The sequence below is a fragment of the Streptomyces luteolifulvus genome, from assembly GCF_008806595.1.
Classification (GTDB): Bacteria; Actinomycetota; Actinomycetes; order Streptomycetales; family Streptomycetaceae; genus Streptomyces; species Streptomyces luteolifulvus.
On the sequence record NZ_VZRB01000001.1, the window covers coordinates 475,163 to 501,180 of the forward strand.

At 73.1% G+C, this 26,018-nt stretch carries 20 protein-coding genes; 12 read left to right on the plus strand and 8 right to left on the minus strand.

Features of this window, described 5'->3' with window-relative positions; all coding sequences use genetic code 11:
* Positions 1–61: 61 nt before the first annotated feature.
* The gene (locus F7R91_RS02250) at positions 62–1,570 is read left to right on the plus strand and encodes an SCO1417 family PLP biosynthesis transcription factor (protein ID WP_150943823.1); all 1,509 of its coding nucleotides are present in this window, start codon (positions 62–64) and stop codon (positions 1,568–1,570) included.
* A gap of 36 nt (positions 1,571–1,606) precedes the next feature.
* On the opposite strand, the gene F7R91_RS02255 is transcribed toward F7R91_RS02250, so the two are convergent.
* Together F7R91_RS02255 and F7R91_RS02260 are read right to left on the minus strand one after the other, a co-directional pair.
* On the minus strand, positions 1,607–3,202 hold the full coding sequence (locus F7R91_RS02255) for a hypothetical protein (protein ID WP_150943825.1): 1,596 nt from the start codon (positions 3,200–3,202) through the stop codon (positions 1,607–1,609).
* A 37-nt stretch (positions 3,203–3,239) separates the two neighbouring features.
* Entirely contained in the window at positions 3,240–3,434 is a 195-nt protein-coding gene (locus F7R91_RS02260) for a hypothetical protein (protein WP_150943828.1), read from the minus strand.
* Positions 3,435–3,693: 259 nt separating this feature from the next.
* Here F7R91_RS02260 and F7R91_RS02265 point away from each other — a divergent pair, with 259 nt between their 5' ends.
* The 5 genes from F7R91_RS02265 to F7R91_RS02285 all read left to right on the plus strand — a co-directional run bounded on the left by F7R91_RS02265 (position 3,694) and on the right by F7R91_RS02285 (position 9,073).
* Positions 3,694–4,086 carry an ankyrin repeat domain-containing protein gene (locus F7R91_RS02265; protein WP_150943829.1) on the plus strand — a complete coding sequence of 131 codons (393 nt, stop codon included), beginning with the start codon at positions 3,694–3,696 and terminating at the stop codon, positions 4,084–4,086.
* Positions 4,087–4,385: 299 nt separating this feature from the next.
* Complete coding sequence (locus F7R91_RS02270; protein WP_150943831.1) at positions 4,386–5,804, plus strand: HEAT repeat domain-containing protein; 1,419 nt, start codon at positions 4,386–4,388, stop codon at positions 5,802–5,804.
* Positions 5,805–5,943: 139 nt separating this feature from the next.
* A complete protein-coding gene (locus F7R91_RS02275; protein ID WP_150943833.1) occupies positions 5,944–7,071 on the plus strand; it encodes a glycosyltransferase family 4 protein in 1,128 nt (375 codons plus the stop codon).
* Positions 7,068–8,225, plus strand: a complete 1,158-nt coding sequence (locus tag F7R91_RS02280) for a glycosyltransferase (protein WP_150943835.1) — start codon at positions 7,068–7,070, stop codon at positions 8,223–8,225. The genes F7R91_RS02275 and F7R91_RS02280 overlap by 4 nt, the downstream gene beginning before the upstream one ends.
* Complete coding sequence (locus tag F7R91_RS02285) at positions 8,222–9,073, plus strand: SGNH/GDSL hydrolase family protein (RefSeq protein ID WP_150943838.1); 852 nt, start codon at positions 8,222–8,224, stop codon at positions 9,071–9,073. Before F7R91_RS02280 ends, F7R91_RS02285 begins: the two co-directional genes overlap by 4 nt.
* A gap of 68 nt (positions 9,074–9,141) precedes the next feature.
* Here F7R91_RS02285 and F7R91_RS02290 read toward each other — a convergent pair whose 3' ends face one another.
* From F7R91_RS02290 to F7R91_RS02310, 5 genes are read right to left on the minus strand one after another with little or no spacing between them, the layout of a single operon-like run.
* Positions 9,142–10,011, minus strand: coding sequence for a 5-oxoprolinase subunit C family protein (locus F7R91_RS02290; RefSeq protein ID WP_150943840.1), 870 nt, complete (start codon positions 10,009–10,011; stop codon positions 9,142–9,144).
* Positions 10,008–10,625: a 5-oxoprolinase subunit B family protein gene (locus F7R91_RS02295; protein ID WP_150943842.1), complete on the minus strand. Its 618-nt coding sequence runs from the start codon at positions 10,623–10,625 to the stop codon at positions 10,008–10,010. Before F7R91_RS02295 ends, F7R91_RS02290 begins: the two co-directional genes overlap by 4 nt.
* A complete protein-coding gene (locus F7R91_RS02300; RefSeq protein ID WP_150943844.1) occupies positions 10,622–11,380 on the minus strand; it encodes a LamB/YcsF family protein in 759 nt (252 codons plus the stop codon). The genes F7R91_RS02295 and F7R91_RS02300 overlap by 4 nt, the downstream gene beginning before the upstream one ends.
* Before the next feature lie 20 nt (positions 11,381–11,400).
* Positions 11,401–12,246: a putative hydro-lyase gene (locus F7R91_RS02305; protein ID WP_150943846.1), complete on the minus strand. Its 846-nt coding sequence runs from the start codon at positions 12,244–12,246 to the stop codon at positions 11,401–11,403.
* Positions 12,243–13,550, minus strand: coding sequence for an MFS transporter (locus F7R91_RS02310; RefSeq protein WP_150943848.1), 1,308 nt, complete (start codon positions 13,548–13,550; stop codon positions 12,243–12,245). Before F7R91_RS02310 ends, F7R91_RS02305 begins: the two co-directional genes overlap by 4 nt.
* A gap of 132 nt (positions 13,551–13,682) precedes the next feature.
* Here F7R91_RS02310 and F7R91_RS02315 point away from each other — a divergent pair, with 132 nt between their 5' ends.
* The 4 genes from F7R91_RS02315 (at position 13,683) to F7R91_RS02330 (ending at position 21,750) form a co-directional block, all read left to right on the plus strand.
* On the plus strand, positions 13,683–14,378 hold the full coding sequence (locus F7R91_RS02315; protein ID WP_150943850.1) for a GntR family transcriptional regulator: 696 nt from the start codon (positions 13,683–13,685) through the stop codon (positions 14,376–14,378).
* A gap of 98 nt (positions 14,379–14,476) precedes the next feature.
* Positions 14,477–16,003: a hypothetical protein gene (locus tag F7R91_RS02320; protein WP_150943852.1), complete on the plus strand. Its 1,527-nt coding sequence runs from the start codon at positions 14,477–14,479 to the stop codon at positions 16,001–16,003.
* Between the two features lie 109 nt (positions 16,004–16,112).
* Positions 16,113–16,994, plus strand: a complete 882-nt coding sequence (locus tag F7R91_RS02325; protein WP_150943854.1) for a hypothetical protein — start codon at positions 16,113–16,115, stop codon at positions 16,992–16,994.
* Positions 16,995–17,085: 91 nt separating this feature from the next.
* A complete protein-coding gene (locus tag F7R91_RS02330; RefSeq protein WP_150943856.1) occupies positions 17,086–21,750 on the plus strand; it encodes a hypothetical protein in 4,665 nt (1,554 codons plus the stop codon).
* A 27-nt stretch (positions 21,751–21,777) separates the two neighbouring features.
* Here F7R91_RS02330 and F7R91_RS02335 read toward each other — a convergent pair whose 3' ends face one another.
* Entirely contained in the window at positions 21,778–22,311 is a 534-nt protein-coding gene (locus F7R91_RS02335; protein ID WP_150943858.1) for a hypothetical protein, read from the minus strand.
* Positions 22,312–22,729: 418 nt separating this feature from the next.
* On the opposite strand from F7R91_RS02335, the gene F7R91_RS02340 reads away from it, so the two are divergent.
* Both F7R91_RS02340 and F7R91_RS02345 read left to right on the plus strand, forming a co-directional pair.
* Entirely contained in the window at positions 22,730–25,579 is a 2,850-nt protein-coding gene (locus tag F7R91_RS02340) for a nitrate- and nitrite sensing domain-containing protein (RefSeq protein WP_150943860.1), read from the plus strand.
* Positions 25,576–26,010 carry a roadblock/LC7 domain-containing protein gene (locus F7R91_RS02345; protein ID WP_150943862.1) on the plus strand — a complete coding sequence of 145 codons (435 nt, stop codon included), beginning with the start codon at positions 25,576–25,578 and terminating at the stop codon, positions 26,008–26,010. The genes F7R91_RS02340 and F7R91_RS02345 overlap by 4 nt, the downstream gene beginning before the upstream one ends.
* The last annotated feature ends 8 nt before the right edge of the window (positions 26,011–26,018 follow it).

Genomic DNA, 26,018 nt, shown 5'->3' on the forward strand with positions numbered 1-26,018 from the left:
ACCCTGTGGCTGGGTGATGAACACCATCCATGGCCAATTCGGGGAAGGTGGACTGATTTCCATGGGGCAGTGGACCTCGGCTGTGGGGGCGGCGCAGCTTGCCCGGCTGCTCAAATCCCAGCAGGACCGTCCGGCGGGTCCCGGCACGCGCCGTCCGCCCGCCTACCGTGCGCTGGCCGACGGCATCAGGCTGCTGGTGCTGGAAGGGCGCGTCCCGGTGGCCGCCCGGCTGCCCGCCGAACGTGAGCTGGCGCTGTCGCTGTCCGTCAGCCGCACCACGGTCGCCGCGGCCTACGAGGCGCTGCGGACCGAGGGCTTCCTGGAGTCGCGGCGCGGCGCGGGCAGCTGGACCGCCGTGCCGGCCGGCAATCCGCTGCCCGCACGCGGGCTGGAGCCGCTGCCGCCCGAGGCCCTCGGCTCGATGATCGACCTCGGCTGTGCGGCCCTGCCCGCCCCCGAGCCATGGCTGACCCGTGCCGTGCAGGGTGCGCTGGAGGAACTGCCGCCGTACGCCCACACGCACGGCGACTATCCGGCCGGGCTGCCCGCGCTGCGCTCGATGATCGCCGAGCGGTACACCGCGCGCGGAATCCCGACCATGCCCGAACAGATCATGGTGACGACCGGGGCGATGGGCGCCATCGACGCCATCTGTCATCTGTTCGGGGGACGGGGCGAGCGCATCGCCGTCGAGTCACCCTCGTACGCCAACATCCTCCAGCTGATGCGGGAGGCCGGCGCCCGGCTCGTGCCCGTCGCGATGGCCGAGGGGCTGTCCGGCTGGGAGCTGGACCGCTGGCGGCAGGTGCTGCGCGAGTCGGCGCCCCGGATCGCCTATGTCGTGGCCGACTTCCACAACCCCACCGGTGCGCTCGCCGACGACGATCAGCGGCGCCGGCTGGTGGAGGCGGCCCGGTCGGCGGGGACGGTGCTCGTCGCCGACGAGACGATGAGCGAGCTGTGGCTGGACCAGGACATCGCGGACGCCGCGATGCCGCGCCCGGTGTGTTCCTTCGACGCGGCGGGGTCGACGGTCATCACCGTCGGGTCGGCGAGCAAGGCGTTCTGGGCGGGGATGCGCATCGGGTGGGTGCGGGCGGCACCGGATGTGATCCGAAGTCTGGTCGCCGCGCGCGCGTACGCCGATCTGGGCACGCCCGTGCTGGAGCAGCTGGCCGTGAACTGGCTGTTCAGCACGGGGGGCTGGGAGCAGGCCGTGGACGTGCGGCGGACCCAGGCCCGGGAGAACAGGGAGGCACTGGTGGCTGCCGTACGGCGGGAGCTGCCCGAGTGGGAGTTCGAGGTGCCGAAGGGCGGCCTCACGCTGTGGGTGCGGACGGGCGGCCTGTCCGGGTCGCGGCTCGCCGAGGCGGGTGAGCGCGTCGGCGTACGCGTGCCGTCCGGGCCCCGGTTCGGGGTGGACGGGGCGTTCGAAGGGTATGTGCGGCTGCCGTTCACCGTGGGGGGCGCGGTGGCGGAGGAGGCGGCGGTACGGCTGGCCGCGGCGGCGCGACTGGTGGAGAGCGGGAGGTCAGGGGGCGGCGAGACGCCGCGTACGTTCGTAGCGTGACGCGGCCCGCGCCCGCAGTCGGGGCCCAGGGGGCCCCTAGGAGGTCTCCGCCGCGACGGCCTCCGTGGGCACGGGCTCGGCTTCGGTGGGCACGGGCTCCGGCAGTTGCTCCGCGTCCGCCGGTGTCGTGCGCGGCGGCAGCAGCGTCAGCACCGCCTGACGGTCCGCGTCGCTCGTCGCGTCGTCGTACGGGTCCGGGGTCACCGGGACCTGGAGACGGTGGACCGGGCCCGTGCCCAGCCGGGCATAGCCGCGGCCGGGCGGCACCTCGGCGAGGGGGGTGGTGGGTGGCGGAGCGCCGAGGGCCGACTCCAGCTGCTCGGCGGTGGCGGGGCCGAGGACGACACGCGCGCGTGTGTGCTGCCGTACCGCCTCGCTCAGGACGTCGATGCTGTCGAACTGGTCGGCCACGACCACCGTCACATGCGCCGCACGGCCGTGCCGGAGCGGAACCTGGAGCAGGGACTGCGGGTCCCGGCGCCCGTCGGTCGCGGCGAGGTGGGCGAAGGCGCTCGGGCGGTCCAGCAGGATCCACAGAGGTCGCTTGGTGTCGTCCGGCGGCGGATGGCCCGCCTGACGGGCCTGGTTGGCCGCGATCAGCCGGCGCTCGGTCTCGTGCGACGCCCACTCCAGGCTCGCCAGCGCGCCGGCCAGCCCGCACTCGACGGCCAGGACGCCGTCCCGGCCGGTCAGACAGGCGTACTCGCCGGTGCTGCCGCCCTCGACGATCACCACGTCGCCGTACTGCAGCGCCTGGAGGGCGACCGAACGCAGCAGCGTCGAAGTGCCGCTGCCGGGCTGGCCCAGTACCAGCAGATGGGGTTCGGTGGAGCGGATGCCCGTGCGCCAGACGACCGGGGGGACGTCGCGCTGTTCCTCGCCGTGGGTGAGGGGGAGCGTCCGCTGGACCTGGCTGGGGTCGGTGAATCCGAGGACCGTCTCCCCGGGTGCCGTGACGAAGCGCTGTGCGGCGATGTCGGTGGGCAGCGGAGCGAGGACCGTGACGGTGAGCTGGTTGCCCTCCTCCTCCCACCCGAAGTGGTACTCGCGGCCACGGCCCGACTTGGCGTGCAGCAGCTGCTCGATCCTGGCGCGGGAGGCCGCCTCGCCGTCGGTGAAGTAGGCCGGGTAGCGGATCACGAGGCGGGTGACGCGACCCGAGCCGTCGAACTCGTAGGCGGGGAAGGCCTTCTCCCACTCGCCGCCGTGCGCGTAGAGCGGGGCGGGATCCTCGGCGGCCGAGAAGTAGGGGACGAGGGCCTCGTACAGCGACCGGAGGCGCTGGGTCTGCGAGGCGTCGGGTCCCTCGGCGGTCTGCGGTTTGCGGTCCCGTCCCTGCCAGGCGGCCGCCGCCATCAGCGTGATGACGGCAAGCAGCGGGCCGTACGGCACGAGCCCCACGACCAGGATCACCGAGGCCACCAGGAAGAGCAGCGGCCCGCGCTTGTCCTTGGGGGTGGCGGCCCACCTGCGCCGCCCTGCCGAGGCCAGCCGGCGCAGCCCGCGGGTGACCGTGATCAGCGGGTGGAGCACGTCAGTGGCGCTGTCGGCCGCCGTACGGGCCAGCTCCCGGCTCCGGGCGAACTGCGCGCTGCCTTTGCTCAGGATGCGGGGGAGGGGGCGCCGGGCCACAGCTGTCTCCTGGAAGTGCGTACGGTCGGGTGGGGCGTCAGAAGTTGATTCCACCGAGGAGGCTCGCCAGGCTCTCGCCGCCCGCCTTGATGCTCGGGGCGATGGCCGTGCTCGCCAGGTAGAAGCCGAACAGGACGGAGACCGTGGCGTGCGACGCCTTCAGTCCGTCCTTGCGGAAGAAGAGGAAGACGATGATGCCGAGCAGGACCACGCCAGAGATGGACAGGATCATTTGAGGTCTCCTGGTTCGCGGGGACAGTCACCATGAGTACTTCCAGGATCACAGGATGTATCCATACGATAAAAGGTGCAAGTGGGTGAATTTCTATAGATTTCACCCGGGTGACTGGACCGCTTGGGCCCTCTGGTCAGGGCCGTTGCCGCGAAGGACACCGTGGTGATCTTTGCCGAGGACATGGCCGGTCATGTGCAGCGGAAGCCAGTACTCTGGCGATTCACTCGAACGGTTGTAACGAGAGGCGGTCCGGCCGATGACTGAAGCCCCCGGCCCCGAGGTCGTGGAGCTGGCCACCAAGATCTTCGATCTGGCCAGACAGGGGCAGACGGAGACGCTCGTGGCGTACGTGGACGCGGGGGTTCCGGCCAACCTCACCAACGACCGCGGCGACTCGCTGCTGATGCTCGCCGCCTACCACGGCCACGCCGATGCCGTGCGCGCGCTGCTCGCCCGGGGCGCCGAGGCCGACCGGATCAACGACCGAGGCCAGAGCCCGCTCGCGGGGGCGGTCTTCAAGGGTGAGGCGGAGGTCATCAAGGTTCTTCTGGAGGCCGGCGCAGACCCGGCCGCCGGTACGCCGTCGGCCGTCGACACCGCACGGATGTTCGGCAAGAGGGATCTGCTCGAACTGTTCGGCACCAGCTGATCCGACTGTCCTGACCAGGGAAGACACACAAAACGGGGGAGGCGGTAAAGGGCCGCCGAAATTTCGGTCGCGGCAGGTGGAACTGCCGAGTCATCATGACGTCGTGATTCACGGACACGATGGCTGGGCAGGTGATGCCGCACCGCGTGGACCGTGAGAGGTCCGCATGGGCCACCGACGAGAGGCAGAGGAAGATGGTCTACAGCAAGCAGGAAACGGCGGGCGCCCCGACGTGTTGTCACGCGGCCAGGTAATGCACGTCCCCGGTTGCGTCGACGCTTGATGTGAGGCTGTTTCCCATGTTCGATCCGGTCATAGCGCCCAGCGGTACGCTGCTCGGCCTGCTTCAGCGGGGCCGCGGCGACGGCACGCTGCACGCGCTCACCGCACCGCGCGCCGAAGCGCTCGCGGCCCTGAACCACTGTGTGCTGCGCGACCCCCGCCACGACTGGCAGGTGGAGAACCGCTCCCTGTACTACGCCCGTCTCTACCTCGATCTGAACGGCGAACTCGACGAGATCGAGGCGCACCTCTTCGACGTCGAGGACGCCTTCGACACCGACGAGTCACGCACCGGGCTCGCCCTCGCGGTCCTCGGCCACCTCGCTTCCTACGGCAGGCGCGACGCCCTCGCCCTGCTGCGCAGGTACGCCGCCTCCGGCGCCAACTGGACCTGGGCCCTGGACGAACTGGCCCTGCGGGACGACGACGCGGGACTGCGGGCCCTCGCGGCACCGGTCCTCGCGCGTTTCGCGGCCGATGCCGAGGGCGAGGCCGAGCTGGCCGCCGCCGTGCGCGACGCCTTCGAGCCCCGGCCCTGGCGGCTGTGGGCCGAGGATCCGCGCGAATCCATCGCCACGCGCGTGCGTGCCGCCCAGGAGACCGGCTGCTTCGACCGCTGGCAACGCCAGATGCGGCCGACCGGACCCCGCCCGGGATGGAGCGTGCAGGCCGTCTTCGAATGGGCCCAGCAGGGCGTCGAACGCGGCGCCGCGCTCCATGTCCCCGCCGCCCGCTGCCTCTCGGCCGTCGCCGGCCCGGAGGACCGGCCCGAGATCCTCTCGGCCGCCGGGGACGGCAGCGACGGAGCCCGCTGTACGGCCTTGCGCTATCTCGCCGACAGCAACGATCCCGACGCCCTCGACCTGATCGAGGGCGCCGTGACCACCGGATCGACGCTCGTCGTGGAGGCCGCCGTCGACGCCTTCGAACGGATGCGCAGCGTCGCCGCGGTCGACCGCGCACGCCGCTGGGCCCGGCGCCCCGACCCGCTGGGCGCGGCAGCCGGCCGGATGCTCGCCTGCCGGGGCGGAGCCAAGGACAGCGAACTGGTCCTCGCGGCACTCCGCGAGGCCGTACGGGGCGAGGGTCCCGACGCGCCGACCCTGTGGACCCTCGTCGACGGCGCCGGACGGCTCGGCATCGCCTGCGCCGCACCCGTGCTCCGCCACGTCTACCGCGAGACCGCCTCCTCCCATCTGCGCGGCCGCTCGGCCCGTGCGCTGGCGGCCACCGACCCCTCCTTCGCCACCGGATTCGCCGTCGAGTGCCTGTGGGACTGCGAGGAGTCCACCCGTGAGATCGCCGCCCGCCACGCCGAGACGGGCGACGCCCGGGTCGTGGAGCGGCTGCGCAGGCTGGCCGCCGATCCGGCCGAGGAGGCCGAGGTCCAGACAGCCGTACGCAGCCGGATCGGGCCTGACGCGCCCGCCGTGTGAACAAGGGGTGACCCGCAGGTCAGGCGCGTGTGGACGCGGCCTGACCTGCTCGGGTGTGCAGCGCAACGCTCATGGACCGTTCCTCGTCCGGAAAGATCCACGTTGACGAGGCCACGTCCAGCACGGCGACAACACCGGTATGCGTGTCGTCATCGTGACCGAATCCTTTCCCCCCGACGTGAACGGCGTGGCCCACTGCGCGCTCCAGACCGCCCGACACCTCGTCGACCGCGGTCACGCCCCCCTCGTCGTCGCCCCGGCCCCCGCCCCCGGAAACAAGCCCGACGCATCCGCGCCGTGCCCCGTCGTCCATGTCCCCTCCCTTCCGCTCCCCGGCTACCCCCAGGTGCGCGTCGCCCTCCCCAGCCGACGCCTCGCCGCGACGCTCATCGAGCACCGCGCCGACATCGTCCACCTGGCCAGCCCCTTCGTCCTCGGCGTCCGCGGCATGGCGGCCGCCGCCCGGCTCGGCATCCCCGCCGTGGCCGTCTACCAGACCGACCTCGCCGGGTACGCCCGCACCTACATGGGCGCCGGTGAGGCCGCGGCCTGGCGGCGCATCCGCTCCGTCCACTCGGCCGCGGACCTCACCCTCGCCCCGTCCAGCTCGGCCCTGCACGACCTGGAAGGGCACGGCGTGCCGCGCGTGCGGCTGTGGCCGCGGGGCGTGGACACCGTTCGCTTCCGCCCCGAGCTCCGCGACGAGGCGCTGCGGCGCGAACTCGCGCCGAACGGCGAGCTGATCGTCGGCTATGTGGGGCGCCTCGCCCCGGAGAAGCACATCGAGCTCCTGGCCGGCACGTGCGGTCTGCCGGGCGTCCGCGTCGTGGTCGTCGGCGACGGGCCGAGCCGGCCGAGCCTCGACGAGGCGCTGCCCGGCGCGGTCTTCCTGGGCCGCCGCACCGGCGACGAACTCGCCCGGATCTTCGCCTCCCTCGACGTCTTCGCCCACACGGGCCCCTTCGAGACCTTCTGCCAGACCGTGCAGGAGGCCATGGCCAGCGGCGTGCCGGTCGTCGCGCCCGCCGCGGGCGGTCCGCTGGACCTGGTCGCCCACGGACGCACCGGGCTGCTGGTCCCGCCGCGCGACGCGGCCGCCGTACGGGACGCGGTGTGGTCCCTCGCGGCCGATCCGGCCGTGCGGGCCGCCTACGGCGCCACCGCGCGCGCGACCGTCGAGGGACGCACCTGGGCGGCCGTCGGCGACCAGCTGATCGGGCACTACGCGGGTGTGCTCACCACCCGCCGGACGGTGGTGGCGGCATGAGCTCGCTGCGGATCGTCCGGCTGGCGAACTTCGTGGCGCCCGCGTCCGGCGGGCTGCGCACCGCGCTGCGCGAGCTGGGCAAGGGCTTCAAGGCGGCGGGACACGAGCCCGTGCTCATCGTGCCCGGCGAACGGGCCGGCGACCGCGAGACCGAGCAGGGGCGGGTGATCACGCTGCCCGGTCCGCTACTGCCCGGCACGGGCGGCTACCGCGTCCTCACCGACAAGCGGCGGGTCGCCCGGCTGCTGGAGGAGCTGGCCCCCGACCGCCTGGAGGTCTCCGACCGTACGACCCTCAGGTGGACCGGCAAGTGGGCGCGGCGGGCCCGCGTCCTCGCCGTGATGGTCTCCCACGAGACCGCCGACGGAGTCCTGCGCACCTGGGGTCTGCCGGAGAACCTGTCCCGGCGGGCGGCCGACGCCCTCAACGTCCGCACCGCGCACACGTACGCGCGCGTGGTGTGCACCACGGAGTTCGCCGAGCGGGAGTTCGTGCGGATCGGGGCGCGCAACGTCGTACGGGCCCCGCTGGGCGTCGACCTGGTCGAGCGGCACCCCGCCCTGCGCGACCCGGGGCTGCGCGCCCGGCACGCGGGCGCGGACCAGACGCTCCTGGTGATGTGCTCCCGGCTGTCGGTGGAGAAGCGGCCCGGGACGGCGCTCGACGCCCTGGAGGCGCTGGTGCGGCGCGGCCGGCGCGTCGTGCTGGTGGTCGCCGGGGACGGACCGCTCCGGGAGCGGCTCGAACAACGGGCGCTCGAGCGCGGGCTGCCGGTCACCTTCCTCGGACACGTCGGCGACCGCGGTCTGCTCGGCGCGCTGCAGGCGTCAGCCGATGTGTGTCTGGCGCCGGGGCCCGCCGAGACGTTCGGGCTCGCCGCGCTGGAGGCGATGGCCTGCGGCACGCCCGTGGTGGCGAGCACGTCCTCCGCGCTGCCGGAGGTGATCGGCTCCGCCGGGGCCACGGCCACGGACCACGGGGACGCCTTCGCGGACGCCGTGCAGATGCTGCTCGACCGCCCGGAACGCAAGCGGCGCGAGGCCGCACGCGCGCGTGCGGAGTGCTTCGGGTGGCGTACGGCGGTCGAGGCGTTCCTCGCCGCGCACGACGCGGTGCCCTCCGCACGCCCCTCTGTGCCCGGGGGCATCGCATGAGACCCATGCGTTTCGTCGCCCTCGGCGACTCGCTGACCGAGGGCGTGGGCGATCCCGTCGGTGACGGATGGCGCGGCTGGGCCGCGCTGCTCGCGACGGGGCTGGGACAGGAGTGTGCCGACTTCAGAAACCTCGCGGTGAGCGGGGCCCAGACGCGCGACGTGCTGGAACGGCAGATGCCCGCCGCGCTCGCCCTGGGCCCGGACGTCGTGTCGGTCGTCATCGGCGTCAACGACACCCTGCGCTGCACCTTCGACATCCACGCCGTGGCCGCCCGGCTGGACAAGGTGTACGCGGCCTGCACCGAACAGGGCGCGGTCCTGCTCACGGCGTGCCTGCCCGACCCGGGTGCGATGCTCGGCCTGCCCGGCGCCCTGGCCCGCCCGCTGGCCCGGCGGCAGCGGGCGGTCAACGCCGTGGTCCACGCCCTGTCCGCCCGGTACGGCGCCGTGCATCTGCACGCCGCCGAGGGCGCGTGGCTGACCGACCGGGCGATGTGGAGCTCCGACCGGCTGCACCCCGGCGAGCGCGGGCACCGGCAGCTCGCGGTGCGCTTCCACGCGCTGCTGGCGCAGAGGGGCATCGCGACCGGAACCGCGCCCTCGCCCGAGCCCGAGTTCCCGGCGCCCACCAGGTCGGCGAGCCTGTTGTGGCTGGCCACCGCCGGCACCGGCTGGGTGGTCCGACGGTGCACGGACCTGCTGCCCCAACTGCTGACGCTTGGCGTCGACGAAATGCGCCATCGCGCGCGCGGGACGAGCGCCAGGCTCGACCTGAGGGCGAGTGCCGCGGTGTCCGCGGCACTCGCCGCCCTGTCGGTGCCGGAACAGCAGCCGGATGCCGCATAGGGCGCGTCGGGCCGACCGTGCGGGCTTCGGGACCGGACGGATTCGGCGACGGCCTGGGGCCGGACGGCTCAGCGACGGCTCACGGCCACGAAGCGCACCGGGATGCCCGGCACGGCCTGGGCGGCGGCCGGGAGGTCGGCGGCGCGGACCACCGCGATCACCGGGTAGCCCCCGGTGGTCGGGTGGTCGGCCAGGAAGATGACCGGCCTGCCGTCGGGCGGCACCTGGACCGCGCCCAGCACCATGCCCTCACTGGGGAGTTCACCGGACCGGGCCCGTTCCAGGACCGGGCCCTGCGTGCGCAGGCCGATGCGGTTGCTCGCGGAGGACACGCGGTACGCGCGCGTGGTGAAGGCCCGCACGGCCTGCGGCGTGAACCAGTCGTCGCGGTGCCCCAAGGTCACCCGCAGGACGAGTTCCGCCGGGGGCCGGGGCTGCGGGGCGACGTCCACGCGCGCGTGGAGGTCAACGGGGTGGCCCAGGGGCAGCACCGCGCCGTCCGTGAGCGGCGGGGGGCCCAGGCCCGAGAGGAGGTCCGTGGAGCGGCTGCCGAGGAGCGGCTCGACGGCGATGCCGCCGGACACGGCCACATAGCTGCGTACCCCGGACAGGGCCGCCCCGATCTCCAGGACCGCCCCGGCGGGCACCCGGACCGGCGCTCCCCAGGCGGCCGGGCGGCCGTCCAGCGTGACCCGGCAGGGTGCACCGCCGACCGCCGCGGTGACGGCCGAACGAGGGCGCACCGCACAGCCGTTGAGCGTGGTCTCCAGGACGGCGGCCTCCGGCGGATTGCCCACCAGCCGGTTGACGAGCGCGGCCGCGGGCGGGTCCAGTGCCCCGGAGCGGGGCACCCCGACATGGGCGTGCCCGGGGCGCCCACGGTCCTGCACCGTCGTCAGGGCTCCTGCCCGGACGACGGCGAGCGCGCGGTCCGTCATGCCGGCACCAACGGGACGAACCGCACCCGTGTGCCCGGCGACAGCAGCGCGGCCGGCACGCGCGCGTGGTCCCACAGCACGGCGTCCGTGGTGCCGATCAGCTGCCAGCCGCCCGGCGACGCGCGCGGGTACACACCCGTGTACGGGCCCGCCAGCGCCACCGACCCGGCCGGGACGGCCGTGCGCGGGGTGGCCCGGCGCGGAACGTCGTAGCGCGACGGCAGACCGGTGAGATAGCCGAACCCGGGCGCGAACCCGCAGAAGGCGACGCGGAATTCGGTGCCCGCGTGGAGGTGAGCGGCCTCCTCGGCCGACACACCCCAGTGCGCGGCGACCTCGGCGAGGTCGGGGCCGTCGTAACGCACCGGAATGTCCACCACCTCCTGTTCGCGCGGGGGAGCGGCAGGCACGTCCGAGCCGGTCAGCCGGGATGCCAGCAGGGCCGGGTCCTCGAGACCGTCGAGCAGCACGGTCCGCGCCGCCGGGACGATCTCGCGGACGGTGAGCAGTCCCGCCGCGCGGCGGCGCAGCAGCTCCGCGTGCAGTGCCTGGGCCTCCTCTCCCGAGGACACCTCGACGAGCAGGGCCGTTTCGCCGACGAGCAGCGCCCTCATACGAAGGCCTCCACCCGGACGCCCGACTCCTGGAGCCGCTCCCTGACCCGGCGGGCCAGCTCCACCGCGCCGGGCGTGTCCCCGTGCAGGCACAGGGAACGCGCGCGTACCTCGATGCGCGATCCGGAGTGCGCCGTGACCGTGCCGTGGCGGGCCAGGCTCACCGAGCGCGCCACCACGGCCTCCGGGTCGGTGACCACCGAGCCGTCCTCGCCGCGCGGCACGAGCGTGCCCGCCTCGGTGTAGGCACGATCCGCGAACGCCTCCTCGACGGCCGACAGGCCCGCCTTCCCGGCCAGCTCCAGCAGCCGCGAGCCGGGCAGGCCGAGCACCGGCAGCGTGGCGTCCGCGAGGAGCACACCGTCGACTACGGCGCCGGCCTGCTCCTCGTCGTGCACGACGCGGTTGTAGAGCGCGCCGTGCGGCTTGACGTACGACACGCGCGTGCCCGCCGCGCGCGCGAAGACTTCCAGGGCGCCGATCTGGTAGGCCACTTCGGCCGTCAGCTCCTCGGGCGGCACGTCCATCGCGCGCCGCCCGAACCCCGCGAGGTCCCGGTAGGAGACCTGGGCACCGATCCGTACCCCTCGCTCGGCCGCCAGCTCGCACACCCGCCGCATGGTGGCCGCGTCCCCGGCGTGGAAGCCGCAGGCCACGTTGGCGCTGGTGACGACGGACAGCAGCCGCTCGTCGTCGGTCAGCCGCCAGCGGCCGAAGCCTTCGCCCAGGTCGGCGTTGAGATCGATCGAGGTCATGGATCCTTCGTGTCTCCTGATCAGGCCACGCGGTACTGCTCGTCGCGGGCATCGGTGAGGAACATCTGCCCCGGTGCATGGGTGAGGGCGAACGGCGGGCGCGAGGCCATCACCGCGGCCTGGGGGGTCACTCCGCAGGCCCAGAACACCGGGATGTCGTCCGGCTCGGCGGCCACCGGATCGCCGAAGTCGGGGCGGCCGAGGTCGTCGATGCCGAGCGCCGACGGATCGCCGCAGTGAACGGGGCTGCCGTGCACCGCCGGGAGCAGACTGCTCTCCCGGATCGCGTCGGCCAGGTGCTCCGGCGGCACCGGGCGCATCGACACCACCAGCGGGCCGTGCAGCCGTCCCGCCGGACGGCACTGGCGGCCGGTGACGTACATCGGGACGTTGCGGCCCTGCTCGATGTGCCGGATCGGGACGCCCGCCCCGGACAGCGCCCACTCGAAGGTGAAGCTGCAGCCGATCAGGAACGACACCAGGTCGCCGCGCCAGTGCGCACGCACGTCGGTCGGCTCGTCCACCAACTCGCCGTCCTGCCACACCCGGTAGCGCGGCAGATCGGTGCGCAGGTCCGCGCCGTCGGCGAGGACGGTGGTGAAGGAACCGGCGTCCGTGACGTCCAGGACCGGACAGGGTTTCGGATTGCGCTGGCAGAACAGCAGCATGTCGTACGCCCAGTCGGCGGGCACCGAGATCAGGTTGACCTGGGTGTGACCCGCCGCGACCCCGGCGGTGGGGCCGGCCAGACCCGCCCGGAAGCGGGCCCGGGCGTGCTTCGGGCTCCACGCGTACGCGTGCTCGTCGACGAGGGACAGCGGGCGGTCCTGGGTGACGGCCGGCGGGCGGTCCGGCGTCCCGTTCACGCGAGCTCCTTCCCTCGGGTCTCCGGCAGCCCCAGCAGAGCCAGCGCGGCGATGCCGTAGCCGATCGCGCCGAAGACCAGCGCGCCGCCCACGCCCCAGCTCTCGGCCAGGAAGCCGACCGTGGTGGGGAAGACGGCGCCGACCGCGCGTCCGGTGTTGTACGTGAAGCCCTGTCCCGTGCCCCGCACCGCGGTCGGGTACAGCTCGCTCAGGAAGGACCCGAAGCCGCTGAAGATCGCCGACATGCAGAACCCGAGCGGGAACCCGAGCACCAGCAGCAGGGTGTCGGCGCCGCTCGGGATGTTCGCGTAAGCCAGGATGCACACGGCCGACAGCAGGGCGAACAGCCAGATGTTGCGCCGGCGGCCCAGCCGGTCGGTGAGGTAACCGCCGGTCAGATAGCCGAGGAAGGCGCCGGAGATCAGGAACGTCAGATAGCCGCCGGTGCCCACGACCGACAGGTCGCGCTCGGTCTTGAGGTATGTGGGCACCCAGGTGGCAAGGGTGTAGTAGCCGCCCTGGACGCCGGTGGAGAGCAGACCCGCGAAGAGCGTGGTGCGCAGCAGGCCGGGCTTGAAGATCGCCGTGAACGAGCCCTTCTCGGAGCTCTGTTCGCGTACCGCGACCGCCTCGGGCGCGTCCTGCACCCGGCGGCGCATCCACACCACGAGCAGCGCGGGCAGCGCGCCGGTCCAGAACATCACGCGCCAGGCGAGGTCCTCGTCGAGCAGCGAGAAGACCACGGTGTACATGACCGCGGCCAGCGCCCAGCCCACGGCCCACGAGCTCTGGATCGCGCCGAGCGTGCGGCCCCGGTGTTTCGCGCTCGCGTACTCGGCGACGAGGATGGCGCCGACGGCCCACTCGCCGCCGAAGCCGAGTCCCTGGAGGGCGCGGAAGACCAGCAGCGTCTCGTAGTTGGGCGCGAATCCGCAGGCGACGGTGAACACCGCGTAGGTGATCACCGTGATCATCAGTGCCCTGACCCGGCCGAACCGGTCGGCCACCACCCCCGCGAGGGCGCCGCCGACCGCCGAGACCACGAGCGTGACGGTGGTGAACAGGCCGGTCTGTCCGCTGTCCAGGCCGAAGTACGCGGCCAGCGCGACCATGCTCAGCGGCAGCGTGAAGTAGTCGTACGAGTCCAGGGCATAGCCGCCGAACGCGCCGGCGAAGGCGCGACGGCCGCGCGGTCCCAGGGCGCGCAGCCAGCCGAACGCGCCGCCGTCGGCGGCGCGTTCACTCGCGGTGGTTCCGGTGTGGGGGTCGTTGGTCAGGGCCTGCGGTGGAGGGGTCGTGCTCATGTGCACCTCGCAGTGGGAGGACGGAGGGTGCTTGAGGACTGGCCGTGCCGTGCCCAGCAAGGTAGAGGATCGTTGAACGATCCTTCAATACCCATGTTGTTTCGTCCTTGTATCTGCGATTGAATTCCGGGCATGGCAGAGCAGCTGACGGGACTGGCCGACGACCGCGCCCTCCTGGGGCGCACCAGCACCGCCGAACGGGTCTCGGACATCCTCAGAAGCCGTATCGCCGAGGGGTACTTCCCGCCCGGAACGCGACTGTCGGAGGACAGCATCGGCGGCGCGCTCGGCGTCTCCCGCAACACGCTCCGCGAGGCGTTCCGGCTGCTCACGCACGAGCGGCTGCTCGTCCACGAACTGAACCGGGGCGTCTTCGTCCGGGTCCTGACCGTCGAGGACGTCGAGGACATCTACCGCACCCGAAGCCTCGTCGAGTGCGCGGTCGTACGGGGTCTCGGCGAGCCGCCGTACGCCCTGGAGGCACTGGCCCAGGCCGTGGTGGAGGGGCAGCGGGCAACGCGTGAAGGTGACTGGAAAACGCTGGGTACGGCCAATATCCACTTCCACCGGGAACTGGTCGCGCTCGCCGGCAGCGACCGCACCGACGAGCTGATGCGCAGCGTCTTCGCCGAGCTGCGGCTCGCCTTCCATGTCGCGGACGACCCCCGCCGGCTGCACGAGCCGTACCTCGGGCGCAACGAGCAGATCCTTCAGGCGCTGGAGGACGGGGACAAGAGCGAGGCCGAGAAGCTGCTCGCCGTGTATCTCGACGATTCGCTGAAGCGGGTGGTCGAGGTGTACCGGCGGAGGGTCGGCGAGGACGGCTAGGACGGCTGGGACGCGCCGTATCGGTGTGACAACCGTGACGCCGGGGCGCATCTGCGTCGTTTGGGTCGTTGTCAGACCGAGGACCTAGTCTGTGCACCGTGACTTCGCCTGCATCGACGGACAGTGTTCCGCCCCAGCTCAGCGCGGGGCCGCGCCCCGCACCGGGACCGGCCGCCGACGAGGGGCTGGCGCGGCGGCTGCGCGCGCTCGCCTGCACCGCGCCGCTGCACGACCTCGACGCACGCAAGGCCAACCTCGCGGGCGAGTACTCGGTGTACGGCATGGCGGAGGTGGCGCTTGCCGCCATCGACCTCGTCACGCTGAACATGGACTTCGACACGGGCGCCGACCACGACCAGATAGTCGCCCGGCTCATTCCCCGCATCGCCGCCCAGGCCCCGCAGCGACCCGTCGCCGAGCACGAGCGCGTGGCGCGCTGGGTCCTGGAGAACCTGATCAACGTCGGCAGCGTCGACCGCGGCTTCCGGGCCGTGTACGGCACGTTCGCGGCGGACGGCACCTATGTGCGCCGTGACTACGACTTCAAGCTGATCGAGGAGGTGCCGGGCCCGGGTGGCACCGTCTACCTCCGGACGACCGACGAGGCCGTCAACGTCCTCGTCGGCGCCCTCGACACCGATGTCACCAGCGCGCAGATCGCCGCCGAGGTCAAGCTGGAGGTACTGATCAGCCGCGGGCGCCTCGCCGACGCCCAGCTCGCCGCCGAGCAGGCCCGGTACCGCACCGTCCAGTACTCGGAAACCCTGCGCAGGGCCCTGGACGCCACCCGGCGCAACGTCCGGGCAGTGGACTGGCTCAGCACGGTGCCCGACATGATCGCCGAGGCCCTCGACCACGTCGCCGACCGCTACCGCCACGAGAACGCGATCCTCACCAACATCCGCAAGGCGCGCGACGAGTCCGAGGACCCGGAGCAGAAGCGGCGCGCGGCGGAGCTCGTCGACATCGTCAAGGACTGCATCCGGCGCCACACCCAGCTCCAGTCCCGGCTGCTGGAGGCGGGGCCGCTGTTCCGCGCCGAGCAGGACCGGCAGGCCTTCGCCACCCCCATGACGACCTCGGGAACCGACCTGTACGGCCATCTCCTCGCCCCCGTGCTGCCGCTGCCCCTGGAGCAGGCGGTCCGGGTCACGGACGCGTTCTTCGCGCAGGGGACCGGGCTGCGCACCCCGGTGTCCGTCCGGGTCGGCGATCTCGTCGACATCCTGCTGACCCCGCCCGTGGAGCGGGAGCACCTCGGGGCGGAGATGCCGGAGCCGGACCTCATCGCGACGCCGGACGACAGCCGATTCAGCGAGGAGCAGTTGGCTGCCGCCATGGAACTGCTGGATCTGCCGGCGGATGCGCCGCGTCGGCTGTCGGGGCTGCTTGCGCAGGCTCGGCGTCAGGACCCCGATCTGCCGTATCTCGTGGCTCTGCTGGCCGTGCACGCGGCCAGTCCGGCGGTCGGGACCGCGTATCGGCAGGGTGAGGAGGCGCTGTTGTTCGCCGTGGACGACGGGACGGAGCTGGACGATCCGGAGTTCGGTGGGGCGGATCTCATTGTGGGGACGGCCCAGCTGGATGCGGCCGGGATGGCCGCGGATCGGGCGGAGGCGGCGTGATGCTTGTGCCGGTGGGTCGGTGCGGGTCCGTCGGGGCTGGGCGCGCAGTTCGCCGCGCCCCTGCCGGGGTTGCCCTGAGCTGCGTCTTCAAGATCAAGGAGTTGTTGTCGTGAGCGAGCACGTCGACCGGAGCGAGCCGGAGGGTGTCGCCGTACCGTCGGCCGCCGCCGTCACCCCCGCCGACGCCGCCGATGCGGCGCGGCTCGTCTCCTTCGGGTTGCAGCCCAAGCTGCAGCCCGCGCGGGACCAGGAGTACCAGGACCTGCTGCGGCGCTACCGCGAGGAACCGCCGTTCGCGCGGCTCGCCGACGCCGTGGCCACCGGGCTCGGTCTTGTGGTGCTGGAGGTGTCCCCGCGCGCGGGGATGGCCGTGACCGCCGCCGAGGACTCGGTGTTCGCGGTACGGATGGGCGACTACGCGCGTCGCACGTCCGCCGACTCCGGGGACCGGTTCCTGCACGGGCTCGCCCATCTCGCCGTCGCCGCCATGGCCTTCCCCCGCCCGGAGGACCTCGCCGACGACGGGTACATCGGCAGGGTCACCGTCAACGGCGTCGACGCCTTCGTGCGCCAGGCCTGCCGCCGGCTGGAGGAGCGCGCCGGCGACCAGGGCGAGAACACCGACCCGGTGACCGACGCGCCCGGCCTGGAGGCCGCCTGGCGGATCTGGGCGAGACGCAGCGCCACCGGCGCCACCAAGGACGCGCGCCGCCTCGCCGGCTCCACGACCGGCATCGTCGGCAAGGCCGTCGCGTTCCTCACCGACTCCGGGTTCCTGCAGCGCACCGGCGACGACAGCGGCGGCACCTATCGCACGACGGCCCGTTATCAGCTCCAGGCCCGCGACATGGCGGCCGGCGCCGCGATGGCCGAGCTCCTCGACCTGGGCGTCGTCCCGGTGACTGACGGGACGCCGACCCTGCTGCCGGCCGAGGAGAGAGACGAACTGGAGCTGGTGGCCGACGCAGGACTGCCGTTCCACTCCTCCTGAGCTCCACCCGAGCTCCCCCGCAGCGCTTCGCGAGCTCCCCCGAGTTCCGCCCGAACTTCCCCAATCTGACGAAGACTTACGAGAGTCCGCCATGTACGAGCTGTCCCGGGTCCGCCTCTACTCCATCGGTCCCGCCGGTGCGCGCTACGCCGACACCGTGCTGGACCTGCGGGGCGTGGGCGAGCCCGTGCCCGACCCCGCGCCCATGCAGGCGGAGTTCTTCGAGGAGGAGCCCGTCGGCCCGCCGCTGAGGCCCGCACCCGCCGGCGTGCTGTTCCTGGAGAACGGCGGCGGCAAGTCCGTCCTGCTCAAGCTGATCTTCTCCGTGATGCTGCCCGGCCACCGCAACACGCTCGGCGGCGCCAGCTCCGGCGTGCTGCGCAAGTTCCTGCTCGCCGACGACTGCGGGCATGTCGCCCTGGAGTGGCAGCACGTGCAGACCGGTGAGTGCGTCGTGGTCGGCAAGGTGAGCGAGTGGCGCGGGCGCCAGGTCTCCAACGACCCGAGGAAGTTCGCCGAGGCCTGGTACTCCTTCCGTCCCGGGCCAGGGCTGAGCCTGGACAACCTCCCGGTCGCCGAGTCCACGGCCGTACGACCGCCCGTCGAGGGCCAGTCGGGTGCCCAGGGGCGCCGGCGCACCATGAAGGGCTTCCGGGACGCCATCACCGAGGCGGGCAAGGCGTATCCCCATCTGGAGGTCCACTGGGAGGAGATCCACGACCGGTGGATCGAGCACCTCGGCGACCTCGGCCTCGACCCCGAACTCTTCCGCTACCAGCGGGAGATGAACGCGGACGAGGGCGAGGCCGCGGGTCTCTTCGCGGTCAAGAAGGACTCCGACTTCACCGACCTGCTGCTGCGCGCCGTGACCGACACCCGGGACACCGACGGCCTCGCCGACCTGGTCAGTGGGTTCGGCAACAAGCTGGGCCGTCGCGCCGAGCTGATCGCCGAACGGGACTTCACCGCCGGGTCGGTCGACCTGCTCGGCCGGATCGTCGAGGCCGCCGAGGCACGCTCCCGCGCGCGCGACATCCACACCGCGGCCGAGCGCCGCACAAGGACGCTGGTACGCAGGCTCTCCGCGCGCGGCGGGCAGGAACGCGTCCGGGCCGGCGACCTCGCCCAGCGGGTCACCGCCGCCGCGTACGCCGTCACACACGCCGAGGGCGGCCGTGAGCGCAGCGCCCTGATTGCCGCCGAACTCGCCTACCGGCACGCCTCCCTGGCTCTGGCGGCGGCCGAGAAGTCCGCGGCCGCGCAGAAGCGCGAGCTCGCCGACGCCCGCACCCTGCACTCCGCCTGGCAGGCCGCCGAGGCCGTGCTGCGCCATCGCGCCGCGGCCGACCGCGTCGCACGCGTGGCCGCCGCGATCCAGGAGGCCGAGCGGGACGCCGCCCCGGCGCTCGCCGCCCGCGCCAAGGCCGCGGTCGATCTCGTACGGGCCCTGCACGCGGCCGCGGAGAGCGCGGAGACCCTCGCCAACCAGGAGGAGGAGCGGTCCGCCGCGCTGCAGGAGGCCGGCGAGTCCGCGTACCGGGACTCCACCGCGTCCGCCACGGAGGCGCAGCGGGCCCGCAGCGAGGCCGGACACCTGCGGCAGCGGCTCACCGAGGTCGAGCAGGAGACCGCCGAGGCGGTGCGCGCCGGCTGGCTCGACGACAGCACGCCGGACGCCGACCCTGCCCGGGCCGCGCTGGCCGCCAGCGACGCCGAGAAGAGCGCCGTCGCCGCCTGGGACACAGCCCGTGAGGCCTCGCGCCGGGCGACCGAGCACGCCCGGGAAGCGGCATCGGCCGAGTCGCGTGCGGAGCTGACGGCGGCCCGCGCGGCGGATGCGGCCGTCGCCGCCGAACGGTCCTACGAGGCCGAGCGCCGCCTCGCCGAGGGTCTGGCGGCGGAGGAACGGCTCGCCGAGCTGCTGAGCCTGCCCGGTGTGGCGCGCAGCGGACGCGTCGGGGTGCCGCTGCCCCGCGCGGGCGCGGATGCCGCGGACGACGGGAGCGGGTCCGCCGAACCCACCGGCCACCGAGAGGGCCTCCTCACCCCCGAGGAACTGGACCGCTTTGCGGACGAACTGCGCGAGCTCTTCGACGACGCCGTCTCCTCCGCCGAGCGGCAGCTCTTCGAGCTGCGCACCGCGGCCGCCGACGACTCCCGGATCCTCGGCGCGCTCGGCGACGGCGGGCTGCTGCCGCCGGGCCCGGACGTGCTGGCCACCGTGGAGTTCCTCGGCGAGCACGGCATCCCCGCGCTGCCCGGCTGGCGCTATCTCGCACAGGCCGTCGACCCCGCCGACCACGCACGCGTACTGGCCGCGCGACCGGAGCTGGTCGACGGTGTGATCATCACCGATCCCGGTACCCACGCACGTGCCCGTGACGCGCTGAACGACGCGGCGCTGCTGCCGCGGTCCGCCGTGGCGGTCGGCACCGCCGCTGCCCTGCTCGCCCCGACGCCGGCGCCCGGAGCGCAGAACGCGGACATCTTCCTCGTACCGCCGAACCCGGCCATGCACGACGAGCACGCCGCCGACGAGGAACGGCAGGCGCTGCGCGCGCGAGCGGCCGAGCGGGACGAGGAGATCCGATCGCTCGCGGCCCGGCTGGGCAAGGACCGGGAGCTTGCGGCACGGCTCGCCTCCTGGCGCACCGGCTGTCCTGCGGGGCGGCTCGTCGAGCTCGCGCAGGCCGCCCGGGACGCGCACGCGTTCACCGAGGAGGCCGAGGCCGAGCTGGCCGAGGCGCGGACCGTGCGGGCCGAGGCCGACGAGGCCGCAGCCGAGGCGGCCCAGGTGCGCGACGAGCGGCAGGAGGGCGCGCAGAAGGCCCGGCGTGCCGCCGACGCTCTCGCCGGGCTCGCCTTCCGGCTGCGTGAGCGGGCCGGCTGGCAGGTCAAACTGCGTGAACTCGCCGACGAGGCGGCCGAGTCGGAGGCCGGCGCCCAGAGCTGTCTGGAACGCGCCAGAGCCGCTGACGAGGACCGGCGGGCCGCCCAGCGCGCCGCCGACGACGCCCGCCGCACCGCCCGTGCGCTGCGCGCCGAGCGCTCGGAGATCGCGGGCGCCCCGGACGATCTGCCCGAGGACGACGCGGGCGCACCCAGGACGTCCCTGCCCGCCCTCCGCGAGGCCTACCGGGCCGCCTCCCAGGTGTACGAGAAGGTGGGTGTCGGTGCCGATCTGCGCGCCGAGCAGGCCCGCGCGGAGAGCGACGAGAGCGCGGCACACGCGGAGCTGGACCGGCTGAGCAACAAGGTCCGCACGCGCGCGGAGCAGCTGCTCCAGTCACCCCACGGCTCCGACGGACCGTCCCGGCAGGCCGCCGCCGCCCGCGCCGAGGAACTCGTGCAGCTCCTGGAGACGCGGATGTCCAGCGCCAGCGAGCAGCTCGGCCGGCTGCGCGGCGAGGCCGAGCGGCACGCGCCCGAGGACGGCGAGGCGCACACCGAGCTGCCCGAGGAACTGCTCCCGCGCGACGCCGAGCACGCAACTGCGCTGCTGCGCACGGCGACGGCCGAACTCGCCTCGCGCACGGAGGCGCTGAGCCAGGCGCGGGAGGCCCACGCCGAACTGCTCGACGCCCACCGTGCCGCTCAGGACGCGGCCGGCGGCTTCGACGAGATCGCCGCGATGCTCCGCGACCTGCTGCGCGAGCACGCCGCGGAGGAGGAGCAGGACGAGCCGGAGCCGTACCCCGGCAGCCCGGAGGAGGCCCGGCAGTCCGCGGCCGAGACCCGCCGCTCCCTGCGCGGCTGTGCCGCCGACCTGTCCACCGCCGAGGCCGCCGTGCGCGAGGCGAGCGACGTCCTGGTCCGGCACGCCAACTCCACCCGCTACGAGCAGGTCCGCACTCCCGCACGCCAGCAGATCCGCGAGCTGCCGGCATCCGCGCTGCCCGAGCACGCCCAGAAGTGGGCGCAGGCCTTCGCACCCCGACTGCGCGTGCTCACCGATGAACTGGCGCAGCTGGAGCGGAACCGGGACTCGATCGTGGACCGGCTGCGCGGCCTGGTCGAGTCGGCGCTGGCGACGCTGCGGTCCGCGCAGCGGCTGTCCCGGCTGCCCGAGGGCCTCGGTGAGTGGTCCGGACAGGAGTTCCTGCGCATCCGCTTCGAGGAGCCCGATCAGGCCACGCTCACCGAGCGGCTCGGCGAGGTCATCGACGAGGCCACCCGGGCCGCCGTGAAGAAGAACTCCGATCTGCGGCGCGACGGCATGTCCCTGCTGCTGCGCGGGGTGGGCGCGGCCCTCCAGCCCAAGGGCGTCGCCGTCGAGATCCTCAAGCCCGACGCGGTGCTGCGCGCCGAGCGCGTCCCCGTGGGGCAGATGGGCGACGTGTTCTCCGGCGGCCAGCTGCTCACCGCGGCCATCGCCCTGTACTGCACCATGGCCGCCCTCAGAAGCAACGACCGGGGCCGGGACAAGCAGCGGCACGCAGGAACCCTGTTCCTCGACAACCCCATCGGTCGCGCCAACGCCACCTATCTGCTGGAGCTCCAGCGAGCCGTGTCCGACGCCCTCGGCGTCCAACTGCTTTACACCACCGGCCTGTTCGACACGACCGCGCTCGCCGAGTTCCCCCTCGTCATCCGGCTGCGCAACGACGCCGACCTGCGGGCCGGCCTGAAGTACATCAGCGTGGAGGAACACCTCCGGCCCGGACTGCCGCGTGAGACTCCCGCCGGGGAGGCCGTCCACAGCGAGATCACGGCGACGCGGATGTTCAAGCGGCCGGCGGCGCCGATCACCCCGTAGATGTCAGCGAGGGGTCCGTCGGCCGGGTCAGGGGTGCGACAGCTGCCCCGTGCCGCCCCGCCGGCGTATCCGCTCCTGCGCGCGCTCGGCCGCCCGGCTCTGCCGCCGTGCCCTGCGCTTCTCACGGCGCAGGGCACGCGCGGTGCTGCTCGGCACGGACACCACGCCGTTGCGCTGGTTCCAGACCTGACGCGTCACCCACACGTCCAGCGCCCCCCAGGTGGCCACCACCGTGCCGGCCACGCTGCTCAGCACCATCGGGAAGGCCAGCCATGAACCGGCGAGGGTGCACAGGAAGGCCACCATCGCCTGGATCAGCGTCACGGCGATGATGAGCACCGCCCGCACCGCCGCCGCACGCACCGGATCGGGCATCCGGCGGTGCCGCGCGGGCTCCTCGACCCACAACGGCGGCCGGGACGGCGGCTGTTCCCCGTCCGGTGCCTTCGCCGTGTCCTCGTGCCGCGGAATGTCGCGATCCGGCGCCTCTGGGTCGCGCTGCGCGGTCAACTGTGCCGTCACGCCGCCCTCGGGCGCCTCACGCCGCTCCGCCGTGCCCATCAACGTGTCACTCCCCACCGCCGGCAGACCCCCGTCCCGGTCTCAGGTAGACCGGTTCCACAGTGACTGCCCGGCTTGCGCTGTTTTACGCCGCCAGGTTGCGGGATTCGGCTCATGCGGCCGATTCCGCCTCCAACTCCCATAGAGAGGACGAACAAAACGTCCTCAAGATTCCCTCGAATCGAAAAATTTCGGCCAACTGACCATGAGGACCGTTCGGCTCCGTTCCGGATGGCGTCGTGGGATTGAGGGAGGTAATCACCCGCAATGCGCGGACACCTCCTCATCTCTCTCAGCCGGTGCGGAGGTTCGGCTTCCGGACGGGTCTTCGAGTTAACTGTGCGTCGGTAGTAGGCTCACGCCGTTTGTTGACGTACATGACCACCCCCTGACACGGGGGGTCGAGCTGGGGGAGGCCATGCGCTTTCGCGGGAAGTCGATCCGCCGGAAGATCGTGGCGCTGCTTCTCGTGCCGCTGGTGTCCCTGATCGCGGTCTGGGGCTTCGCCACGGTACTCACGGGTCGGGAAGTCGCCCAGCTGTTCCATGTGTCGTCGGTCGTGGAGGAGATCGGATACCCCGCCGAGGACACCGTCCGCGGACTGCAGCAGGAACGCCGCCAGACCCTCGTCTACCTCGCCGATCCCCGGGCCTCGGACGCGCTGTCCGCTCTGCGCACCACCCGGACCGCCACCGACCGTGCCGTCGCCGAGTTCCGCGAGAACGCGCGGAATCCCGACCTCCGTGACGGACTCGACGGGGACGACACCGAACGCCTCACCGCCGTCCTCGACGCCTTCGAGGGGATCGACTCGCTGCGTCGCACCGTCGAGGAGGGCACGGTCAGCCGGGCAGAGGCCCTCGACCAGTACAACCGTCTCGTCGACCCCTGCTACACCCTGCTGGCCTCGCTCGACGGCATCGACAGCGTGGAGCTGGACAAGCAGGCCCGCGCACTGGTCAACATCATCCGCGCCCGCGAACTGCTCTCCCGCGAGGACGCCCTGCTCGGTTCCGCCCTGGTGGTCGGGAAACTCTCCCGTGACGAGATCCGCGACGTCGCCGACCTGGTCGCCCAGCGCACCCTGATGTACGACACCAGCCTGCCGGTCCTTCCGACTGCGGAGCGCGAACGGTACGAGCGCTTCTGGAAGAACGCCTCCACCGCGCCTCTGCGGTCGGCCGAACAGATCGTCATCTCCGCCCGGCCCGGCATCACGAGTGGCGCCGTGAGCGCCAAGAACTGGGACGCCGCCGCCGGAAGCGCGCTCGACGAGCTCGCCACGCTCAACGACCAGGCGGGCGACCGCTATCAGGACCGGGTCCGCCCCGCCGCGATGGAGGTCATCGTCAAGGCGGCCGTCGTCGGCGTGCTCGGACTGATCGCCATCCTCTTCTCGCTCTTCCTCTCCGTGCGCGTCGGCCGCGGCCTCATCCGTGATCTGCGACAGCTGCGCCTGGACGCCCACGAGGCGTCGGGCGTGCGGCTGCCGAGCGTGATGCGCCGCCTGTCCGTGGGCGAAGAGGTCGACGTGGAGACCGAGGTACCGCGTCTGGAGTACGACAAGAACGAGATGGGCGAGGTCGGCCAGGCCCTCAACACCCTGCAGCGCGCCGCGGTCGAAGCCGCCGTCAAACAGGCCGAGCTCCGCGCCGGAGTCTCCGAGGTCTTCGTGAACCTCGCCCGCCGCAGCCAGGTCCTCCTGCACAAGCAGCTCACCCTGCTCGACACCATGGAGCGACGGACCGAGGACGCCGACGAACTCTCCGACCTGTTCCGCCTCGACCACCTGACCACCCGTATGCGCCGGCACGCCGAGGGTCTGGTCATCCTCTCCGGGGCCGCGCCCTCGCGGCAGTGGCGCAAGCCCGTCCAGCTCATGGACGTCGTCCGGGCCGCCGTGGCCGAGGTCGAGGACTACGAACGCATCGAGGTCCGCCGACTGCCGAGGGTCGCCGTCACCGGGCCGGCGGTCGCCGACGTCACCCACCTGGTGGCCGAACTCCTGGAGAACGCCACCGTGTTCTCCCCTCCGCACACCGCCGTCCAGGTGCTCGGCGAGCGGGTCGCCAACGGCTTCACCCTGGAGATTCACGACCGCGGCCTCGGCATGGCGGCCGACGCGCTGCTGGACGCCAATCTCCGGCTCGCCGAGACACCTGAGTTCGAGCTGTCCGACACCGACCGGCTCGGTCTGTTCGTGGTGAGCCGGCTCGCCCAGCGACAGAACGTCCGCGTCTCACTGCAGCCCTCCCCGTACGGCGGTACGACAGCCGTCGTCTTCATCCCCGACGCGCTGCTGACCGACGACGTGCCCGACACGAACGGCATCGGCTTCCGCCTCGACCGGCCCGCGCCCTCCAGGGAGGCGGAGCTGGAGGAGGCACGCCTGGCCTCGCTCTCCCAGGTGCCCGCACACCGGCCCGGCCTGCCGGCCACGCTCCTGGACGGGCCGGTCGAGCTGGAGGCTCCCGTCGATCTGGACGCCATCGAGGACTTCCCGGGTGCGCTCGGCGACGAGGACAGCGAACGCGGCGGACTCTTCCGGCCCCGCCGCTCCCTCGCCCGCGCGGACGACCAGCCCCGCCCCGGCGAGCAGCTCCACGAGGTCCACGGCACCCACGGCGGACCGGATCCGGCCGACGCGGACGCCCCCTTCGGCGGTCCGGTCCCGCTGCCCCGCCACAGGACCCCCAAACTGGTCAGCTCCCACGGCCGCCCCGTCACCGAGCCGAGGCCCCGACGCGAGGACGCGCAGGAGGAGCCGTCGGCGGACCCGGCCCGGTCGCGGGCGCTGGCCCCGCTGCCGTCCCGCCTGCGCGGTGCGGCTCCGCTCCGCCGGGGCACCGGCGTGGCCGACCGCACGGACGAGCTCACGGCATCCTCCCCGGAATCCCCGGAGCGTGACCTCGTCGGCAGCGAGCCCCCCGCGCTCCCGAGGCGCACCCGCCGCGCCGAGATCGCGTCGAGCGGCTCCGGCGACCGCATCCGGACTCCCGGCACCCCGCCGCAGACCGCCGACTCCGGCACTGCGCCCCTGCCCCGGCGGGTACGCCAGGCCAACCTGGCTCCGCAGCTGAGGCAGGACATCACCGAGCAGAGCCCCCCGCAGCAGGCGACGGAGCCCATGGAGCGGGACGCCGACGAGGTACGCAGCCGCATGGCCTCGCTCCAGCGCGGCTGGCAGCGGGGCCGCCAGGAGAACACCGAGGGCGACGACGCCCACAGCGGCACAGCACAAGGAACGACTAAGGGGGACGGTCGATGACCGCACCGAAGCCGACCGGCCAGACCACGACCAGGTCCGGCGAGCTCAACTGGCTCCTCGACGACCTGGTGGACCGCGTCGCGAGCATTCGCAAGGCCGTCGTACTCTCCGGCGACGGCCTGGCCACCGGGGTGTCGAAAGACCTGACGCGGGAGGACGGCGAGCACCTGGCCGCCGTCGCGTCCGGGTTCCACAGCCTGGCCAAGGGGGTGGGCCGCCACTTCGAGGCGGGCAGCGTCCGCCAGACCGTCGTCGAGCTGGACGACGCCTTCCTGTTCGTGACCGCCGCGGGCGACGGCAGCTGCCTCGCCGTCCTCTCGGACGCCGACTCGGACGTCGGCCAGGTCGCCTACGAGATGACGCTTCTCGTCAAGCGGGTCGGTGTGCATCTGGGTGCCGTTCCACGCACCGATCTGCCTTCTGGCGGGTAGTGGGATGA